This is a genomic window from Halorussus litoreus (assembly GCF_003382685.1).
GTDB classification, from domain to species: domain Archaea; phylum Halobacteriota; class Halobacteria; order Halobacteriales; family Haladaptataceae; genus Halorussus; species Halorussus litoreus.
In genome coordinates this window covers 28,927-46,844 of record NZ_KZ859515.1, presented here as the reverse complement: position 1 = coordinate 46,844, position 17,918 = coordinate 28,927, and the positions used below count along the sequence as shown (strand labels likewise).

Here is a 17,918-nt window from a genome sequence, read left to right as displayed (position 1 = left end):
TTGTGGTCTCGCAAGAGGGTCGTCAACGCTTCTCACGGCCCTCAGCGGCCGTAATCGGCCGTTGCGTAATCCGGTGTTGCTCCTCTCGCTCTCGTTACCAATTTAAAGAAATACGGCGTTTCCCGCGCGAAACCCGCCCGAGGGACGTTCGTATCCGGGATTTTACTCGGACAGGAATTAATACTCTCGTTTATTCGTCGCGCTCGACCACTTCGATCTCGTGGCCGTCGGCGTCCGTGGTGAACGCGTAGCGGTCGTCACAGGACTCGGGGTCGCGGTAGTCCTCGGCCTCGCGCTCCATCAGCGTCGCCCAGTCGTCGCGCAGGTCGTCGGCTCGGACCGCCAGGTGGCCCCACGCGTCGCCCAGGTCGTACGTGCGCCCGTCGTAGTTGTACGTGAGTTCCACGGCCATCGCTTCGTCGGCCGCGCCCTCGGGCTTCAGGAAGTAGTTCGCAAAGGTGTCGGACTCCCAGCGGCCGGTGTGCTCGTACTCCAGCTTGCGGGTGTACCACCCGAGCGACTCGTCGGCGTCCTCGACCCGGATCATCGTGTGGTCGAGGCTCCACGGCGCGCCGTAGTCGCGCTCGACGATCTCGACCTCGTGACCGTCCGGGTCTTTGACGAAGGCGTAGGAGCCACCGCAGGAGTCGGGATCGCGGTAGTCTTCGACGCCTTCGTCCATCAACTGCTCGTAGGCGTCGTACACGTCGTCGACCCGTACGGCGATGTGGCCCCACGCGTCGCCCAACTCGTACGACCGCCCGTCGTGGTTGTAGGTGATCTCCAGCAGCGCGCCCTCCTCGTGGACGCCCTCGGGACCGAGGTAGACGTTCGTGAAGGTGTCGGCCTCCCACCGGCCCTTCTCCTCGTAATCGAGGTGGGTCCCGTACCAGTCGAGCGTCGCGTCGAGGTCCTCGACGCGCATCATCACGTGGTCGAGCGTCGCGTTCATAACGGTTCGTACTGGTGTTTCCTGAGCGAAAAGGCTACCGCTCGCGGAAGGTGGTTCAGCGGATAGGGGTCGCTTTCTCGACGATTTCAACTGGCTCTTTCTCTCGACGGTCGTAATTTTCTGGACTACCGTATTTCGACTACGGTATTTTTGAACACCGGCGCGCGCGAGCAACGCGCGCGAGGGACGAGCTATCGCAGGCCGAAGGCCGAGAAGCGCAGGAGGCTGGGGAGGTGTGAGGCTGCGGTGCTGTGCGGTGCGGTTGCGGTTTCTCATATGCCTCGGGAGTAGCTAGCTTCACGCTGTCGTCCGCTTCTATCTGAAAACTGCCTGAGCTAGTTACTGCTTGAGCCTCGGAGTAACTGCACAGCACAGCACAGCACCGCGACCCCACCTCGTCCTCCTCAACCGCCTGCGTTGTCTGCGAACTGCGTTCGCAGAGCAGCGAGACGCCTGCGGCGTCTCGCAAGCCTCGGTCGCTTCGCTCCACGGTCTCCAGAAATCGGAGATTTCTGGGATGACGAAAATCTCCGATTTTCGAACCACGCTACTCGACCCTCGCGCAGTTTGGCACGACACGGGGTCGCGCCCGCACGCGCCGAAAAGAAAATCGAAGGCAGCGCACGCCAGAGTGGATTATCGAGACTCGCGTCCTATCCCCGAGAAAGCGAATCCCGAAGGTCCGGCCAGTGGAACCACCACGCCGCGGTCCAGAGCAGGAGCGACCCGGTCGGCACCGCGAGCAGGCCCAGTCGCGACAGGCCCAACGAGAACCGGAGATGACTCGCACCCGCGAGCACGAGCAGACCACCGGTCACCCGACGATCTTCCCAGCCAGCCGTGCCGAGAGCCGCACTCACCACCGCGAGGAGGTACAACAGAACCGCAATCGGCCACGCGAGCAGTCGCGCAGGAAGGCCCGCGGTGTAGACGAACAGGTAGTCGGGAAGCGTCGTCACGTGAAGCGGGTCGACGGTCGCCAGTCCCCACGCGAACACGAAATCGCCAGCGCCGAGTACGGTCCACGGAGCGATAGCGAGAGCAGCCAGTGCGAGCAGTCGTCGCATTTACTTCCGGGTGATGATGCGGAGCACGTCCTCGTCGGCGAGTTCGTGGTCCGTCCCGACCTGCTGTTCGTCGTGTTTCGCGCTCGGACCCGACACGCGGGCGAAGCGGAACCGGTCCTCGAACTCCCCGCCGAGCTTGTCACAGGCGTCCGCGATAGTCGACCCCCGCTCTAACACCAGCGGTTCCTCCCAGTCGACGCCCCGGCCGGGCTTGTCCATGTAGATCCGCATCAGCCCGAGCTCCTCCCAGATGGTCTCCTTGAGCGAGTCCAGCCCCTTCTCCTTCTCGGCGGAGATGAACACGGCCTCCTCGGGGTCGATATCGTGGTCGCGCAGTTCCGCCTCGACCGTCTCGACGTAGTCGGGCTCGATGAGATCGACCTTGTTGACCGACACGATGGAGGGGATGTACTCGCGGTTGTCCATCACGCCGTCGACCAGCCGGTCGATGTCGACCTGCTCGCGAATGGTCACGTCGGCGTTGACGTAGCCGTGCTCGCGGAGCACCTCCGAGACCACGCGCTCCGAGAGGTCCAGGTCCACGCTCGACGTGACCCGGATGCCACCCTTGCCCTTCTTCGCAATCTTGACGCTTGGGGACTGTTGGTCGAGACGGATCTTGTTCTCGTACAGTTCGGTCTTGAGCCGCTCGTACTGGTCGATCTCGAACACCGAGAGCACGAACACGACGAGGTCCGCAGCGCGCACGACCGAAAGCACCTCCTGGCCGCCGCCCCGGCCCTGCGCCGCGCCCTCGATGAGCCCCGGTACGTCGAGTAGCTGGATGTTCGCGCCGTTGTACTGCAGCATGCCGGGGTTGACGTTGAGCGTCGTGAACTCGTAGTCGCCGACCTCGCTCTCGGCCGCGGTCAGCGCGTTCAGCAGCGTGGACTTCCCGACGCTCGGGAAGCCGACAAACGCGACTGTGGCGTCGCCGTGCTTCTCGACGTGGTAGCCTTCCCCGCCGCCGGCGGAGGACTGGTTCTCGAGTTTCTCCTTCTTCTCCGCGAGCTTGGCCTTCAGCCGTCCGACGTGCTCCTCGGTGGACTTGTTGTACGGCGTCTCGGAGATCTCCTCGCGGAGGTCCTCGATCTCGTCCTCCAGACCCATCGTGTGTTGGTCGGCCGCGCGAGCCGAAAAACCCTTTCTTTCCGCGGGAACGTTTCTCCTGCGGGACGACTGCGAGGAGTCACACTTAGCAAGTCTTAAAACTGCCGCGGGGGTTCGTACACGTATGGCTGAGACGATAGAAGTACTCGTCCCCGGCGGGCAGGCGGACCCCGGTCCGCCGCTCGGACCCGAACTGGGACCGACCGCAGTGAACGTACAGGACGTCGTCAGCGACATCAACGAGCAGACCGAGGCCTTCGACGGCACGGAGGTCCCGGTGACGATTACCATCGAGGACGACGGCAGCTACGGGATCGAGATCGGCGTCCCGCCGACCGCGGCGCTCATCAAGGACGAGGCCGGGTTCGAGACGGGCAGCGGCGAACCCCAGAAGGACTTCGTCGCCGACCTCTCCATCGAACAGGTCAAGACCATCGCCGAGCAGAAGCATCCCGACCTGCTCGCGTACGACACGCGGAACGCCGCCAAGGAGATCGTCGGCACCTGCGCCTCGCTCGGCGTCACCATCGAGGGCGAGGACGCCCGCGAGTTCAAGGAGAAGGTCGACGCCGGCGAGTACGACGACGTGCTCGGCGTCGAGGAAGCCGCGGCGTAACTCGGAGTTCTCCCGTTTCTCGCTGTCGTCACTCGTTGTTCGAAGTCGCCACTCGTTTCTCGCAGCCGTCGCTCGTGACCAGCGACCGCACCGCCACCGGCGCGAAACCGAGTGCCCGTGCGAACGAGTTACAGCCCCGCTCGCCGTCGATGCCGCCCGACTCGCCACTGCTTCGACGGGTTTAAGTTCCAGATGACCTTCGTTTCGACCGAGACAGGCGTAGCCTGTGTCACTGAAAATCCGTAGGAGCGTCCTGCGTACTACGGAGGTGAACAATGGCAGATCAGGAGATAGAGCAAGCAGTCTCTCGCGCACTCGACGATTCACCCCAGCGGAACTTCCGCGAAACGGTGGATCTCGCGATCAATCTGCGCGACCTCGATTTGAACGAACCGTCTAACCGCGTCGACGAGAGCGTGGTGTTGCCGGAAGGTACCGGACAGGAGACCAAGATTGTCGTGTTCGCGGAGGGCGAGACCGCCCTGCGCGCCGAAGACGCCGCCGACGAGGTGTTCGACGGCGACGAACTCGAAGACCTCGGCGACGACGACGACCGAGCCAAGGACCTGGCCGACGAGACCGACTTCTTCATCGCCGAAGCGTCGATGATGCAAGACATCGGTCGCTACCTCGGTACCATCCTCGGCCCGCGCGGGAAGATGCCCGAACCGCTCCAGCCCGACGACGACGTGGTCGAGACCGTCGACCGCATGAAGAACGTCGTCCAGCTCCGGAGCGGCGACCGGCGAACCTTCCACACGCGCGTCGGCGCGGAGGACATGAACGCCGAGGAAATCAGCGACAACATCGACGTCATCCTCCGGCGACTCGAAGCGAACCTCGAGAAGGGCCCGCTCAACATCGACTCCATCTACGTGAAGACGACGATGGGGCCGTCCGTGGAGGTAGCCTAACATGTCCGCCGAAGCCGAGCGCAAGACCGAGACCATCCCCCAGTGGAAACAGGAGGAGGTCGACGAACTGGTTGACCTCATCGAGGGGTACAGCAGCGTCGGCATCGTCAACGTGGCGGGCATCCCGTCGCGGCAGCTCCAGACGATGCGGTCGAACCTGCACGGGAGCGCACAGCTCCGCATCAGCCGGAACACCCTCCTCGAGCGCGCGCTCGCGGAGGTCGACGAGGGCGTCGAAGAGCTAGCCCAGTACGTCTCCGGCGAGGTCGGACTCATCGGCACGAACGACAACCCCTTCGGGCTGTACAAGCAGCTCGAGGAGTCCAAGAGCCCGGCACCCATCAGCGCGGGTGAGGTCTCGCCCGACCAGATCCTCATCCCCGAGGGCGACACGGGCGTCGACCCCGGTCCGTTCGTGGGCGAACTCCAGAGCATCGGCGCCTCCGCGCGCATCATGGAGGGCTCCATCCAGGTGACCGAGGACAGCGTCGTCGCCGAAGCCGGCGACGAGGTCTCCGAGGACCTCGCGAACGTCCTCGCGGAGATGGGCATCGAGCCCAAGGAGGTTGGACTCGACCTGCGGGGCGTCTACTCCGACGGCGTCCTGTTCGAGCCCGAGGAACTCGACATCGACGTCGACGAGTACCTCGCGGACGTCGAGGCCGCGGCGGCGCGCGCACGCAACCTCTCGGTCAACGCGGGCTATCCGACCGAGACGACCGTCCCGACCCTCGTCCGGAAGGCCGAGGGCGAGGCCAAGAGCCTCGGGCTGGAAGCGTCCATCGCGAGCCCGGACCTCGCCGACGACCTCGTGAGCAAGGCGGACGCGCAGGTTCGCGCGCTCGCCGCGCAGGTCGACGACGAGGAGGCGCTGCCCGACGAGCTCAGTGACGTCGAGGCTCCCGCCCAGACGGAGACTGCCGACGCCGAAGACGAAGACGAATCGAGCGACGAAGCGACCGAATCCGACGCCGACGAGAGCGAAGACGAGGACGATGACGACGACGAGGAGGGCGGCGACGCTCTCGGCGCGATGTTCGGATAGCGACCAACACCACCCAAACTACTACCAATGGAATACGTTTACGCTGCACTCATCCTGAACGAATCGGGCGAAGAGATCAACGAGGACAACCTCACCAACGTGCTCGACGCCGCCGGCGTCGACGTCGAGGAATCCCGCGTCAAGGCGCTCGTCGCCGCGCTGGAGGACGTCGACATCGACGAGGCCGTCGAGCAGGCCGCGGCCGTGCCCGCAGGCGGAGCCGCCGCAGGCGGCGCTGCTGACGAGGGCGGAGCCGACGAGGCCGAGGAAGAGGAAGCCGACGAGGGCGGCGAGGAAGAGGAAGCCGCCGAGGACGAGGGCGACGACGAGGACGACGAGGCCAGCGGCGAGGGCCTCGGCGAACTCTTCGGCTGAATCGGTCCGACGCGACGAGATCAGTTTTTTCTTTCGCGCGCTATCGGATAGCCGTCGCTGGGTAGCTGTCACCGTGGTGGTTCGGACTCACTCGACACTGCTTCGAGCGCCGGGACTGCTGCTGCAAGCGACCGCCACCACGCCTCCGAACGTCACTCTCGCTTCCCGGACGATTTAACCCGCTCGGGTAACTGGTCGGGAGTATGGCACGATTCGACTCCGTCGGCGCGTTACTCCGAGTCGCCGCGGTCTTCGTCGTCTACAGCGTCGCGGTGCAGGCGTCACAAGCGATAATCGACTCGCTGTATCTCGGTGGCGTCGTCGCGTTGCTCGTGACGCTCGTCGCGGTGCTGGCGCTCGACGCCGTCCCCGCGCTGGTCCGCGGCCAGACGCCGTCGTTCGGTGAGGGGAGCTACTTCTACGCGGGGCGCGGACTCCTGACCCTCGTCGGATTTCTCTTGGTCACGGCGGTGTTCGTCGACTGGCTGCGCACGAGTGCCGCATTCCCGGAGTGGCTCGCGGTGCTCGTCGGGGCGCTCGGTGCCGCAGTACTGGTGTTCGGCGGACTGGTCGCGTACTACTGGCGGCGCGCGTCGGGGACCGCTTCGGCGGGGTAGCACTCCCCGACATCAATTCTCGCACGAACGTTTAAATCGGAGGGCGGGACGAAAGTGCCCCGATGGAGGCGCTCGGCGTCCGACTCGCGGTCGACCCGGCCGGCACAGCCGTCGCGCTCGCGTTCGTCCTCGGCGGAATCGCGCTCGGGACGTGTAGCGGGCTCACGCCCGGCCTGCACGTCAACAACCTCGCACTCCTGCTGGCCTCGGTCGCGCCCGCGGTGCCCGGACCCCCGCGTCTCGTCGGCGCGGCGATGCTGGCCGCGGGCGTCGTTCACTCGTTCCTCGACGCCGTCCCAGCGCTCGCGCTCGGCGTGCCCGACGCCGCGATGGCCGCGACCGCGCTCCCTGGCCACCGGCTCGTCATCGCCGGTCGGGGCCGCGAGGCGGTTCGGCTCTCCGCGCTGGGGAGCGGCCTCGCGGTCGCGTTCGCGGTCCCGCTCGCGGTGCCGGTCACCCGTGCGATGACCGCGGCGTACCCGACGGTTCGAGCCCACCTCCCACTCGTCCTCGGCGGCGTGGTCGCGTTACTCGTACTCACCGAAGGCTCGAAGTCCGCGATGGTCGGCGCGCTCGCGGGGTTCCTCGGAAGCGCCGCGCTCGGTCACGCGACGCTCGACCTCGAACCGGCCGCCCCGCTGGCGGCCGGTGGGATGCTCACACCGCTGTTCGCGGGACTGTTCGGCGCGCCGGTGCTGCTGGAGGCTCTTTCGGGGGCTGGCGTGCCCGAGCAGGACGACGCCGAGATCGCGATTTCCCGGAAGATGGTCGCGCTCACGGCGTTCGCCGGGAGCGTCGCGGGCGCTATCGTGGGCTACCTGCCGGGCGTCTCTGCGGCGGTCGCGGCCGTGCTGGCGCTCGGCCTCGTACCGGGCTCGACCGACGCTCGCGGGTTCGTGGTCACGACCAGCGGGGTCAACACCGCCAATACCGTCTTCGCGCTGTTCGCGCTGGCCGCGCTCGGCACACCCCGGACCGGCGTGATGGTCGCCCTCCAGGAGGCCGACGCACCGGTGAACCCCCCGCTGTTGCTCGCGAGCACCGCGCTCGCCGGCATCGCGGGCTTCGTCCTCGTGCTCGGGGTCGGCGACCGCTACCTCCGGCTGGTCGGCGCGGTCGACAACGTCCGGCTCTCGGTCGGCGTGCTCGCACTCCTGACGCTGGTGAGCTGGCTGTTCGCGGGCTGGGTCGGCGTCGCGGTGTTCGCGGTTGCGACGCTGGTGGGGCTCGTCCCCGCCAAATACGGCGCGCGCAGGGTCCACCTGATGGGGGTGTTACTCGGACCGCTGATGCTCGGCGGCTGAGGAGTCGCCGCGTCAGCGAAACTACCCCTCCAGAATCCGCTTCGTCCGGCGGTGGCGCTCGCGGAACATCGGCTCGAATCCGAACCAGCCGAGCGGGCCGAGCAGTCCGCCGACGACGGGGAGTTCGTACGTCAGGCGGTCCCGGACGAGCGTCTCATCGGTCGAGGCGGCGTAGAACTGGTGGGAGTGGTGCCACGCCGGGAACGGCCCGTCGACCATCTCGTCTTCGAAGACGGCGGTTCCGTCGCCTTCCTCCCGTCGAGTGATCCGGGAGATCCACCGCTGTCGGGGACCGACTCCAAACGGCCGGGCCGAGAGCCGGATCTGGGTTCCGGCGTCGAGGGGCTCGCCCTCCGGCAGTTCGGTGCCGTTCGGGCCGGCGAGTCCGTCCACGCGGAGATGCATCCAGTCGGGCGTGAGCGCTTCCAGCCCGTCGACCTGCGAGTGGAACGCCCACACCTCCTCGAGCGGTGCGCCGACTCGGACCTCGCGCTGGTAGGTGGGCACGACCGAGCGTAGGGGCGGCGGCGGGAAAACTCCCTCGGCAAATACTGACCCTCACGCCGACGCTTTATGCGCCGAATCCCCTTTTTCCACTGCACATGGTTTCGGAGCGCGCGACCCGGACGACACCGTTCGCCGCCATGGACGTGCTCGAACGGGCTAACCGCATGGACGACGTCGTACACCTCGAAGTGGGCGAGCCGGACTTCGACACGCCCCCAGCAGTCACCGAAGCGGCGGTCGCAGCGCTCCGAGCGGGCGAGACGGGCTACACCTCCTCGATGGGCAAGCCGGAACTCCGGCGGGCCATCGCCGACTACTACGACCGGCGGTACGGCGTGGACGTGTCGCCCGACCGCATCGTGGTCACCTCCGGGTCGTCGCCCGCGCTTCTGCTGGCGTTCTCGACGCTGATCGACCCCGGCGACGAGGTGGTGCTCACCGACCCGTACTACGCCTGCTACCCCAACTTCGTCCGGCAATGCGACGGCCGGCTCTCGACGGTCGACCTGTCGGCCGCCGACGGCTTCCGCCCGGACGCGGCCGCGTTCGCGCGTACGGTCGACTCGGAGACGGACGCGCTCCTGCTCAACTCTCCGGCCAACCCGACCGGCGCGGTGTTCGACGGCGACACGCTCGCGGAACTCGTCACGCTGGCCGAGGCCGCCGACGCCACGGTGATCTCCGACGAGGTGTACCACGGGCTGAGCTACGGCGAGCCGGCCCACTCCGTGCTGGAGTACACCGACGACGCGTTCGTGGTCGACGGCTTCTCCAAGCGGTTCGCCATGACGGGCTGGCGACTCGGCTGGCTGGTCGCGCCGCCGGAGTACGTCGACCACGTCAACCGCATCGCCCAGAACACGCTCATCTGCGCGCCGAACTTCGTCCAGTCGGGGGGCATCGCCGCGCTCGAATCCGGCGACGACTTCCTCGACGACGTGCGCGAGACGTACCGCGAGCGCCGGGACTTCCTCGTGAGCGAAGTCGAGAAGTGGGGCCTGAGCCTCGACTACACGCCCGGCGGAGCGTACTACCTGCTGGTCGACGTGAGCGATCTGCCGGGGGACGCGTTCGACGCCGCGGACTTCTTCCTCGAAGAGGCCGGTGTGGCGACCACGCCGGGGCCGGACTTCGGGACGAACGCCGAGGACTGTCTGCGCATCTCGTACGCCAACAGCGCCGAGAAGCTGGCCGAGGCCAGCGAGCGGATTCAGGACGCGCTGGCCGGCGTGGAACTACAGGCGGCGGACTAGGAGACCACCGACTGTTTCGAGACAGGGACCAGCGACCGTTTCGAGATAGGGACTTCTCCAGCCCGGCGCGTGCTGGCGCGGCTTCATGCCGCGCCAAAACGCGCGAGGGACGAGTAACGCAACGGAGCGAAGCGGAGTGAGTAACGCAGGAGGCTGGGGAGGCGTGAGGCCCGCGGTCGCGGTGCGGTGCTGTTGCGGTCACGCCGAGGCGCAAGCAGAAACTAGCTCAGATTGACTCGGAAATCCAAGAACCTCGAAGCTAGCTACTGCCGAGGCACATGAGAAGCCGCAACCTCACACCTCCCCAGCCTCCTCGTTCGCTCCCGCTGGTCGCTCACTCGTCCCTCGCGCGCGTTGCTCGCGCGCGCCGGGGTTCAAACAGAAATATCTCGGAACCTACCGATAAAGCATCCTCAAGCGAGTAGAAGTGAAATCACGAATCGCCCGCCTTCGACCGGAACAGAGCTGTCTCCCCGACCCCGCAACACCGACGAGTTGCAACGACCTACTTCAGTCGCTCCTGAAGGAACGACGGGTGGGCCGCAGTCAAGCCGTCGATGGCGTGGATCTTCTCGCTGATGACGTCGCCGACCGCGTCGCCGTCCTCCGCGCGGACCTCCGCCATCAGCATGTGGTCGCCCGACGACGAGTACAGCGTCTCGATCTCGTCGAGTTCCTTCAGTTCGCGGGTCGCCTCGACGTACTTCCCACTGGCGACGTCCATCCCCACCAGTGCGATGGACTTGCTGGAGAGTTTCTTCGGATCGATCTCCGCGGAGTACCCCACGATGACCCCCTCGTCTTCGAGCTTCTCGATGTACTTCCGGACCGTGGGCTTCGAGACGTTCGCCCGTTCGGCGATCTCGGCGTACGAGGCCTGGGCGTCGTCCTCGAGGACGGAGAGAATTCTGTCTTCCGTGGCCTGCGTGCTCATTGGGAGTGTATTTCGGATACGGGAAAAAATACCTTGCGAACCGGAAAACGGTCGCGGACGTGACGGAAAACAGTTGAGTAAGTGACCGAAACCGGACTCGCGCGCTCGCTCGACGCCGTGAAATCCGACAATGGTCGGTCGGTCGTCGCGCTTTTCCAACGCCCGAGCGTATCCCCTGCCATGACCAACTGGTCGCGTCGACGGGTGGTGCAGACGACAGTCGCGATGTCGACCCTCGGTCTCGCCGGCTGCGGACTGCCCGGCGGGGAAGGAGACAGTGAAGACGGAGAGGGTGGCGAGGACGAGGAGGGAGAAACCGACGAGGAGAGCGGCGAGAACGGAGGGACCGAGGGAGAAGACGGCCAGGAGAGCGACGCGCGGTCGGCGGCCGCGTTCGCACCCGACGAGTGACCGTCCGGCTGACGGCACCGATAGCCTGCGACTGCCGACGGAGAGCAGCAGTCGCGCGACACTCGAACGCGAAAACGGAGAATCGACGAACGCAAACCGGAATTCGACGGCCGCGACTCCGAAGGAGGAGCCGGCGCTACTTGTGGCGGTCGAGCAGGTCGTAGCTGCGCTCCCACTCGTAGTCGTCGTCGAAGTAGCGCTCGGCCAGCGGTTCCTCGGGCATGTCGCCCGTGGCCTGCTTCTCCGCCTGATAGGACGGCCGGTCGCTGTCCTTGTAGAACCGGCCGGTCAGAACCTCGCCCTCGTAGAGGGCGTCCTCGGCCTCCTGCATCATCTCCGCGGCCTCGCCGCGGTTCGTGATGTCGAAGTCGTAGTCGTCGCTGTCCTGCACGTCGATGTACGGGACGTACTGCTTGGCGTCCTTGTTCCACGTCGGGCACTGCGTGAGGAAGTCTACGTGGGCGAAGCCGTCGTGCTCCATCGCCTCCACGAGAATCTCCTTGGCCTGGTTCGGGTTGACCGCCGCGGTCCGGGCGACGAACGACGCGCCCGAGGTCAGCGCCAGCGAGAGCGGCCGGATGGGCTGCTTGGCGCTCCCGTGGGGCTGGGTCTTCGACTTGTGGCCCTTCGGGCTCGTCGGGGAGGTCTGGCCCTTCGTGAGCCCGAAGATCTCGTTGTCGAAGACGATGTAGGTCATGTCGTGGTTCTCCCGGGCGGTGTGCATGAAGTGGTTCCCGCCGATGCCGTAGCCGTCGCCGTCGCCGCCCGCCGCGATGACTTCGAGGTCCGGGTTGGCCATCTTGGCGGCACGTGCGACCGGCAGCGAACGGCCGTGGATGGAGTGGAAGCCGTAGCTACGGAAGTAGCTCGACAGCTTCCCCGAACAGCCGATGCCCGTGACGAGCAGCGCCTCCTCGGGGTTGCGCCCGACCTCTGGCATGGCCTGTTTCAGCGACTTCAGCACGCCGAAGTCCCCGCAGCCCGGACACCACGTGGCCTGCGGTTCGATCTCGGGCGTGAACTCGTCGCGGTCTATCTCTCGGTCCTCGCCGATGGCATTGAATGCACTCATGATCAGTCACCCGTTGCGGACTCGATGCGAACGTTGTACTGGCTCAGATCGGCCTCGTCGCCGATCCGCGCGCGGAACCCGGCCGCGACCTCGCTGGGCTCGAACGGGTTGCCGTCGTACTTGAGCAGGCTGTACAGCTTGTCGCCGAACCGGCCGAGCTGGCCCTGGATGTGTCGGCGGAACTGCGCGGTCGCGTTCATCTCGACGACCAGCGCCTCGTCGACGCTCTCTAAGAACGCGGTCACCTCGTCGTTGGCGAACGGCATGATGTCGCTGACGTTCATCGCCTTGACGGAGTGGCCGTCCTCGTTGAGGATGTCGACCGCTTCCTCGACGACACCCTTGGTCGAGCCGAAGCTCAGGACGCCGTACTCGGCGTCTTCGGGGCCGTACACCGGCTGGTGGTCGGCGTTCTCCGAGAGTTCCTCGTGGATGGCGTCGAGCTTGGCCATCCGGCGATTCATCTGGATGACGCGGTTGTCGGGGTCCTCGCTGATGTGGCCGACCTCGTTGTGCTCGTTACCCGACGCGAGGTAGTTGCCGCCCTTCTGGCCGGGGAGCGAGCGGCGACTGACGCCGCCGAAGCCGCTGCCCTCCTCGTCGTCGTACATGAAGCGCTTGAACCGGCCGGCCTCCTGTGCGGCCTCTTCGAGGTCCTGTTCGCTCACGACGCTGCCGAGGTCGGGGTTGGGCTCCTCGTCGAAGACCGCCTCGGAGACAGTCTGGTGGCCGCCAGAGAGCTTCTGATCGTACAGCACGATGGCCGGAATCTGGTAGTCGTAGGCGAGTTCGAACGCCTTCCGGGTCTGCTCGTACGCCTCCGCGGGGTCGCCCGGCGCGAACACGACGCGGTTCGAGTCGCCCTGCGAGGTGTACAGGACGTGTTCGAGGTCGCCCTGCTCGGGCTTGGTCGGCATCCCGGTCGAGGGACCCGCCCGCATCGCCTCCACGAGCACGATCGGCGTCTCGGTCATCTCCGCGAGCCCGAGCGGTTCGGACATCAGCGCGAAGCCGCCGCCCGACGAGCCGGACATCGCCTTCGCGCCCGCGTGGCTCGCACCGATGGCCAGCGACGCCGCGGCGATCTCGTCTTCGACCTGCTCGGAGATACCGCCGAACTCCGGCAGGTGCTGGGTCATGATGGTGAACACGTCGGTCCACGGTGTCATCGGGTAGCCCGAGATGAACCGACAGCCCTCGTCGAGCGCGCCGTACGCGATGCCGTGCGAGCCCGAGACGAGCACCTGCTCGCCGTCGGTGCCCTCCTCGGCTTTCGGCGCGCGGAGGTCGTGGGTGTGCTCGTAGTCGTCCCGGACCGACTCGTACGCCTCGTGGAGGATCTGGAGGTTGGCCTCCAGCACGTCGCCACTCATCGCGTCCTCCATCAGACTCTCGATAGGGGCGAGGTCGATGTCGAGCAGCGCGGCCGTCGCGCCTACACCGGCGGTGTTGCGCATGACCTCGCGGCCGTGCTCCTTGGCGAGGCCGCGGAGGTCCAGGTCGTACACGTGCCAGTCGTTCTCCTCGACGCGCTCGTCGAAGTTCTCGATCTCGTCGGTGTCAAGCAGCCCCGCGTCGTAGACGATGACGCCGCCCTCCCGGAGTTCGTCGAGGTTCTCCGACAGCGGCTTGATCTCCTCGTTGCCGTAGTAGGCCTCCTCCTGTGGGTTCCGGGCGAAGCTGTCGCCCAGCGCCAGCAGGAAGTTGTAGCCGTCACCGCGCGACTTGACGGGGTCGTCCTTCGCGCGGATTTCCACGTACGTGTGGCCGCCGCGGATGCGCGACGGATAGTGGCGGTGCGTGAAGACGTTCAGGCCCGAGCGCATCATCGCTTTGGCGAAGTTCTGGCTCGTCGAGTCGATTCCGTCGCCGGAACCACCAGCGATTCGCCAGATAAGTTCGTCGTCGGTCATATTGTAATCTCACGGCCGTTAGGCCCAGTATTCGTAGTTTCGGGGTGGATACAGTAAAGCCTTTGCTATAGATTAGCAAGCATCTTTCGTGAGGGTTTGGCGGATCGAGAGAATCGTTCGCACGAGCCGAACGTGGAGCTGAACCCACTTACCATTTTCCGGCTGTCAAATTCACCACCATATAAATTTTGTTTCTTTAGATACGAAATTATATAAGAGAAAGCGCGGGAAACACCTCGCATGTGGAGGAAGGCTTCACTCGCCGTCGTCGTCCTACTGGTTGCCAGTTCAGTCGCCGTCGGCCCAGTCGCGGGTGACGGGGCGTTCTCCGCGAACGCCACTGCGACGCAGAACGTCGCAGCGATACAGAATGCCAACGCGATTCAGAATGGAATCCCGACAGATAACGACGCCCCACTGGCGGACGCGGGGCTCGACCAAGCGGTGACTCGCGGCGCGACGGTACTGCTCGACGGAACGGGGTCGCGCGACCCCGACGGAGAGATCGAACGCTACGACTGGTCCGTCCGAACCCCGGACGACGCGACCGTCTCGCCCGACTGCGCCGACTGCGCCCGGACCTCCTTCGAGCCCTCGCAGGTCGGTGAGTATCGCGTCACGCTCACGGTCACCGACGACGACGGCGCGACCCAGTCCGACACGCTCTACGTGGAGGTATCGCCCGGTACGGAGCCCAACATCGCGCTCTCCGGCCCCGAACAACCGACCGAAGGAACAACCGGGACATACACCGCGGACCTCGACGCCGGCACCGCGGCCCTCGACTACGTCGTCTGGATGGTCGACGGCACCGAGTTCGCGAACCACTCGCTCTCGGCGGACCAAGGGACCGCCGAAGTCACGAAGCGCTTCCCGACCGCCGACCAGCGAACGGTCACCGCGACCGTCCACGACGCCGACGGCCAGTCGGCGTCGAGTTCGCTATCCGTGTCGGTCCAGCCCGAGAGCGAGACCGGCGGCTCCGGTGACGGGCCGGAGGACGGACCGTCAGGCGGTGGCACGTCCGGCTCGGGCACGCCCGACTCCGGAACGACCGATCCCGAATCGTCGGACTCCGATTCGCCCATCGCGGACGGCCACGACCCCACTGTTGTCGGCGACGCGGTCGTCACCGGCACGGAGCCGCTTCGCGGCGGGTATCACGTTCGAACGAACGCGTCGGACGACCTGATCGAGTCGGTCGAGTGGCGAAACGTCGCCGAGCGCGTGGGAACGGGTCTGACGCTCGTTCGAGCGTGGGAACCGGGTGACCACACCCTGTACGCGGTCGTGAGCTACACCGACGGCTCCGAGAGCGTGGCGACGTTCGCCGACGGCACGACGACCGTCACCGCGGACCCGAAGCCGAGCGTCTCCCTCGGGTCGCTCGACCGCTGGGAGGCGATTTCGGGCATGGCGTCCGCGACCGACGAGTACGAGAATCTCGACTCGCTTCGCGTCGAAGTCGACGGGGAGACCGTCGCGGTTTCGGACCCGACTGTCCGCGAACGCGAGCAGTTGCACATGGACCGTCAGCGAACGCTTCCGTTTTCGCACGGCGATTTCGAACCGGGCGAACGCTACTCGGTGACTGTCGTCGCGACCGACGTGAGGGGACAGACGACCGAGGTGAGTCGTTACATCGTCCCAGTGGAGGACCCCGAGATCGTTCGCTCGGAGTTCGTCAACGGACCGGTAGACTCCTATCACGAACGTATAGATCCGAGTCGCTACGCGGCCCACCACGTGCTGAAGGTCGATCTGAACGGGGTCGATCCGGAGAACGTTACTGTAGAGACAGGAGAAATTGGTGAAACGATACCGGTAGAAACGGACGGCTATCGACCGAATCAGGAGTACGATGCAGATAAGGATGTCATCACGGTAGAAACGTACTGGGCAGGTTCCATTCCCGGCCAGTACAAAGTAGACTCTAAATTCAAAGTCGACTCTATTGAGTCAAAAAACAATGAGAAAGATACGTTCGACGTTGTTCCGAGCAAACCCGAGCTCCGTCTTGACGTTCTCAACGACGGAACGGAGGACTACATCACCAGGGAACACGGAATCCTCGTCGACGCCAGCAAATCTTTCGACCCTGATGGAACAGAGCTAAAGTACATCTGGAAGTACGGAGCAGAACCGACGAAACCGGACAATACCACCGCCAAATTCGGTGCATACGAGGACGCAGCGAGTATCGTCGAAGACGAACACCGACTCCGTACCAAGCGGACTATGGATTTCCTGTCGCACTTCGTCCCGAACTTGAGAGGTACAGCAGAAATCACGGAAGGGCCATACTTCCCCAACGAGACCGTTCGAGTCCGAGTCGAGACGAAAGCGTTCCACTTCTCGAAGGTGTCGTACTACGACGAATTTGAGCTCGGTGTCGACGTTTCGAACTCGAAGGCAAAACTGAAAAAATGGCAACTGGTCGAGACGTATGATAGCGGACATTCAAACGCGACCGAGGACGCGTATCAGTACGTTGGCATCGTGGAGATACCGGCTTCCGAACTCATTCCCGGCTCGGAGACGCCGACGATAACGGTGTACAACAGGGACAACGAAAAGAAAACAGACCAGATCGAGTTCCGCGAAACGAACGTCCTCCTCCCGGATAAGACGTACTGGGCGAACACGACCGTCCAGAGCCTTAACTACACGGTGGAAAAACCACAGATAAGTGAGAAAACGGTCGAGTCGAAAGAAGAGCGCGACGCGTTCCTCGAAGACGGATATTCTGTCGAGACGAAGCGACAGGAGACTAAACACGTCCTCGAAGAACGCGTCAAAGTGCAGGACGCGGAGTATGAGCAAGTAGAGCGTGAGTTCGATTCCACCATCCACAGAGGAATGTTCCTTGAGAGCCGACAGGGCTGGTACCCGGGCGGAACGACTCAAGAGGAAGTAGCCCGAACGAGGACGAGTACTAGCTGGTACAGTGCCAGTACTGCAAAATGGAGGACAGACTGGTACGACGGGGATCTCTGGAACGGTGAGTACACGGGTCAATCGCGAGAAGTTGTCGTCGATTCAGCAGAGTACCAGACCCAACGGCAGTATCAGTACGAGGACGAGGTACAGAGAACGGGGACCCGGACGGCCACTCGCACGAGAACCGTGCAAGTTCCCCACACTGGGACGCGAACGGTTACCCACTGCATCCCCGGCCACGGCTGTTACACCACTACCACGACGTACACGTACTACGCGACGGAGACGCGGACCTACACCACGACGTACACGTACACCTACACTGTTACTCGAACGGAGACGTACTGGGCGCCGTCGCGCTACGCCAGTCATCACAGTCCGACGGGTGAAACGAGACGGGTGAAAATCGAAGATGCCGAGTACGAGACCCAGTACGAGATCGCAGAGAAGGAAGAATACACGAAGACGGTCAACCGATACGTCGCGGCACGAGATAAGTTAGTTCGACCCGCGCAGTACGAATGGCAGCAGCGGCAATCGACAACTGACTCGATACTAGCTCGCCAACTATCGTCGAGAGATGATTGGCAGATTGGCGAGTCGATCAGGAACACTGAGTGGGCGCTGCGCAAGCAAACGGGCACGACCCGACAGGTCACTTCGCAGTTCGAGAACGAGAGTCGCGTCGTCGAGACGTCGGCCACAGTTGTCGGTAATCGGGTGCAACAGTACTACAACGTCGAAACTGGAAAGAAAGTCGTCCGCTCCGTCGAAAGAACGACTGAGGAGAAGACATTCGACGGAGTGAGAGCGCCGTCAGAGATTCGACGCTCGGTCACAGACAACCGAGAAACGGACGATGAGTGCGAGCTAAAGGGACTCTGTTAA

At 64.8% G+C, this 17,918-nt stretch carries 17 protein-coding genes and 1 pseudogene; 10 read left to right on the top strand and 8 right to left on the bottom strand.

Annotated elements, in window-relative coordinates; translation table 11 throughout:
• Positions 1 to 190: 190 nt before the first annotated feature.
• The 3 genes from DPQ64_RS07555 to DPQ64_RS07545 form a co-directional block, all read right to left on the bottom strand.
• Positions 191 to 952, bottom strand: coding sequence for a VOC family protein (locus tag DPQ64_RS07555; protein ID WP_115863747.1), 762 nt, complete (start codon positions 950 to 952; stop codon positions 191 to 193).
• A gap of 653 nt (positions 953 to 1,605) precedes the next feature.
• Entirely contained in the window at positions 1,606 to 2,019 is a 414-nt protein-coding gene (locus DPQ64_RS07550; protein WP_115863746.1) for a TIGR04206 family protein, read from the bottom strand.
• Entirely contained in the window at positions 2,020 to 3,129 is a 1,110-nt protein-coding gene (locus tag DPQ64_RS07545) for an OBG GTPase family GTP-binding protein (protein ID WP_115863745.1), read from the bottom strand. It abuts the gene before it with no gap.
• Positions 3,130 to 3,253: 124 nt separating this feature from the next.
• Between DPQ64_RS07545 and DPQ64_RS07540 the strand changes: the two genes are divergently transcribed.
• The 6 genes from DPQ64_RS07540 to DPQ64_RS07515 all read left to right on the top strand — a co-directional run bounded on the left by DPQ64_RS07540 (position 3,254) and on the right by DPQ64_RS07515 (position 8,000).
• Positions 3,254 to 3,745 carry a 50S ribosomal protein L11 gene (locus DPQ64_RS07540; RefSeq protein WP_115863744.1) on the top strand — a complete coding sequence of 164 codons (492 nt, stop codon included), beginning with the start codon at positions 3,254 to 3,256 and terminating at the stop codon, positions 3,743 to 3,745.
• 275 nt (positions 3,746 to 4,020) lie between these two features.
• On the top strand, positions 4,021 to 4,659 hold the full coding sequence (locus DPQ64_RS07535) for a 50S ribosomal protein L1 (RefSeq protein ID WP_115863743.1): 639 nt from the start codon (positions 4,021 to 4,023) through the stop codon (positions 4,657 to 4,659).
• A 1-nt stretch (position 4,660) separates the two neighbouring features.
• The gene (locus tag DPQ64_RS07530; protein WP_115863742.1) at positions 4,661 to 5,704 is read left to right on the top strand and encodes a 50S ribosomal protein L10; all 1,044 of its coding nucleotides are present in this window, start codon (positions 4,661 to 4,663) and stop codon (positions 5,702 to 5,704) included.
• Between the two features lie 27 nt (positions 5,705 to 5,731).
• Positions 5,732 to 6,079, top strand: a complete 348-nt coding sequence (gene rpl12p, locus DPQ64_RS07525) for a 50S ribosomal protein P1 (RefSeq protein ID WP_115863741.1) — start codon at positions 5,732 to 5,734, stop codon at positions 6,077 to 6,079.
• A gap of 203 nt (positions 6,080 to 6,282) precedes the next feature.
• Entirely contained in the window at positions 6,283 to 6,696 is a 414-nt protein-coding gene (locus DPQ64_RS07520; protein WP_115863740.1) for a hypothetical protein, read from the top strand.
• Positions 6,697 to 6,758: 62 nt separating this feature from the next.
• Positions 6,759 to 8,000 carry a tripartite tricarboxylate transporter permease gene (locus DPQ64_RS07515; protein ID WP_115863739.1) on the top strand — a complete coding sequence of 414 codons (1,242 nt, stop codon included), beginning with the start codon at positions 6,759 to 6,761 and terminating at the stop codon, positions 7,998 to 8,000.
• Positions 8,001 to 8,021: 21 nt separating this feature from the next.
• Here DPQ64_RS07515 and DPQ64_RS07510 read toward each other — a convergent pair whose 3' ends face one another.
• On the bottom strand, positions 8,022 to 8,507 hold the full coding sequence (locus DPQ64_RS07510) for an SRPBCC family protein (protein ID WP_115863738.1): 486 nt from the start codon (positions 8,505 to 8,507) through the stop codon (positions 8,022 to 8,024).
• Positions 8,508 to 8,602: 95 nt separating this feature from the next.
• On the opposite strand from DPQ64_RS07510, the gene DPQ64_RS07505 reads away from it, so the two are divergent.
• Positions 8,603 to 9,760, top strand: coding sequence for a pyridoxal phosphate-dependent aminotransferase (locus DPQ64_RS07505; RefSeq protein ID WP_115863737.1), 1,158 nt, complete (start codon positions 8,603 to 8,605; stop codon positions 9,758 to 9,760).
• A gap of 505 nt (positions 9,761 to 10,265) precedes the next feature.
• On the opposite strand, the gene lrpA1 is transcribed toward DPQ64_RS07505, so the two are convergent.
• Positions 10,266 to 10,694, bottom strand: coding sequence for an HTH-type transcriptional regulator LrpA1 (gene lrpA1 / locus DPQ64_RS07500; RefSeq protein ID WP_115863736.1), 429 nt, complete (start codon positions 10,692 to 10,694; stop codon positions 10,266 to 10,268).
• 180 nt (positions 10,695 to 10,874) lie between these two features.
• On the opposite strand from lrpA1, the gene DPQ64_RS07495 reads away from it, so the two are divergent.
• Positions 10,875 to 11,105, top strand: coding sequence for a hypothetical protein (locus tag DPQ64_RS07495; protein WP_115863735.1), 231 nt, complete (start codon positions 10,875 to 10,877; stop codon positions 11,103 to 11,105).
• 136 nt (positions 11,106 to 11,241) lie between these two features.
• Here the strand turns inward: DPQ64_RS07495 and DPQ64_RS07490 are convergent, their stop codons facing one another.
• Positions 11,242 to 12,177 carry a thiamine pyrophosphate-dependent enzyme gene (locus DPQ64_RS07490; RefSeq protein ID WP_115863734.1) on the bottom strand — a complete coding sequence of 312 codons (936 nt, stop codon included), beginning with the start codon at positions 12,175 to 12,177 and terminating at the stop codon, positions 11,242 to 11,244.
• Between the two features lie 2 nt (positions 12,178 to 12,179).
• Positions 12,180 to 14,090 carry a 2-oxoacid:acceptor oxidoreductase subunit alpha gene (locus DPQ64_RS07485; RefSeq protein WP_115863733.1) on the bottom strand — a complete coding sequence of 637 codons (1,911 nt, stop codon included), beginning with the start codon at positions 14,088 to 14,090 and terminating at the stop codon, positions 12,180 to 12,182.
• A 240-nt stretch (positions 14,091 to 14,330) separates the two neighbouring features.
• On the opposite strand from DPQ64_RS07485, the pseudogene DPQ64_RS19515 reads away from it, so the two are divergent.
• A pseudogene (locus tag DPQ64_RS19515) lies at positions 14,331 to 14,708 on the top strand (PKD domain-containing protein); the annotation flags it as partial.
• Between the two features lie 167 nt (positions 14,709 to 14,875).
• Here DPQ64_RS19515 and DPQ64_RS18705 read toward each other — a convergent pair.
• Positions 14,876 to 15,223 carry a hypothetical protein gene (locus tag DPQ64_RS18705; protein WP_157971635.1) on the bottom strand — a complete coding sequence of 116 codons (348 nt, stop codon included), beginning with the start codon at positions 15,221 to 15,223 and terminating at the stop codon, positions 14,876 to 14,878.
• Between the two features lie 157 nt (positions 15,224 to 15,380).
• Between DPQ64_RS18705 and DPQ64_RS07480 the strand changes: the two genes are divergently transcribed.
• The gene (locus DPQ64_RS07480) at positions 15,381 to 17,918 is read left to right on the top strand and encodes a hypothetical protein (RefSeq protein ID WP_157971634.1); all 2,538 of its coding nucleotides are present in this window, start codon (positions 15,381 to 15,383) and stop codon (positions 17,916 to 17,918) included.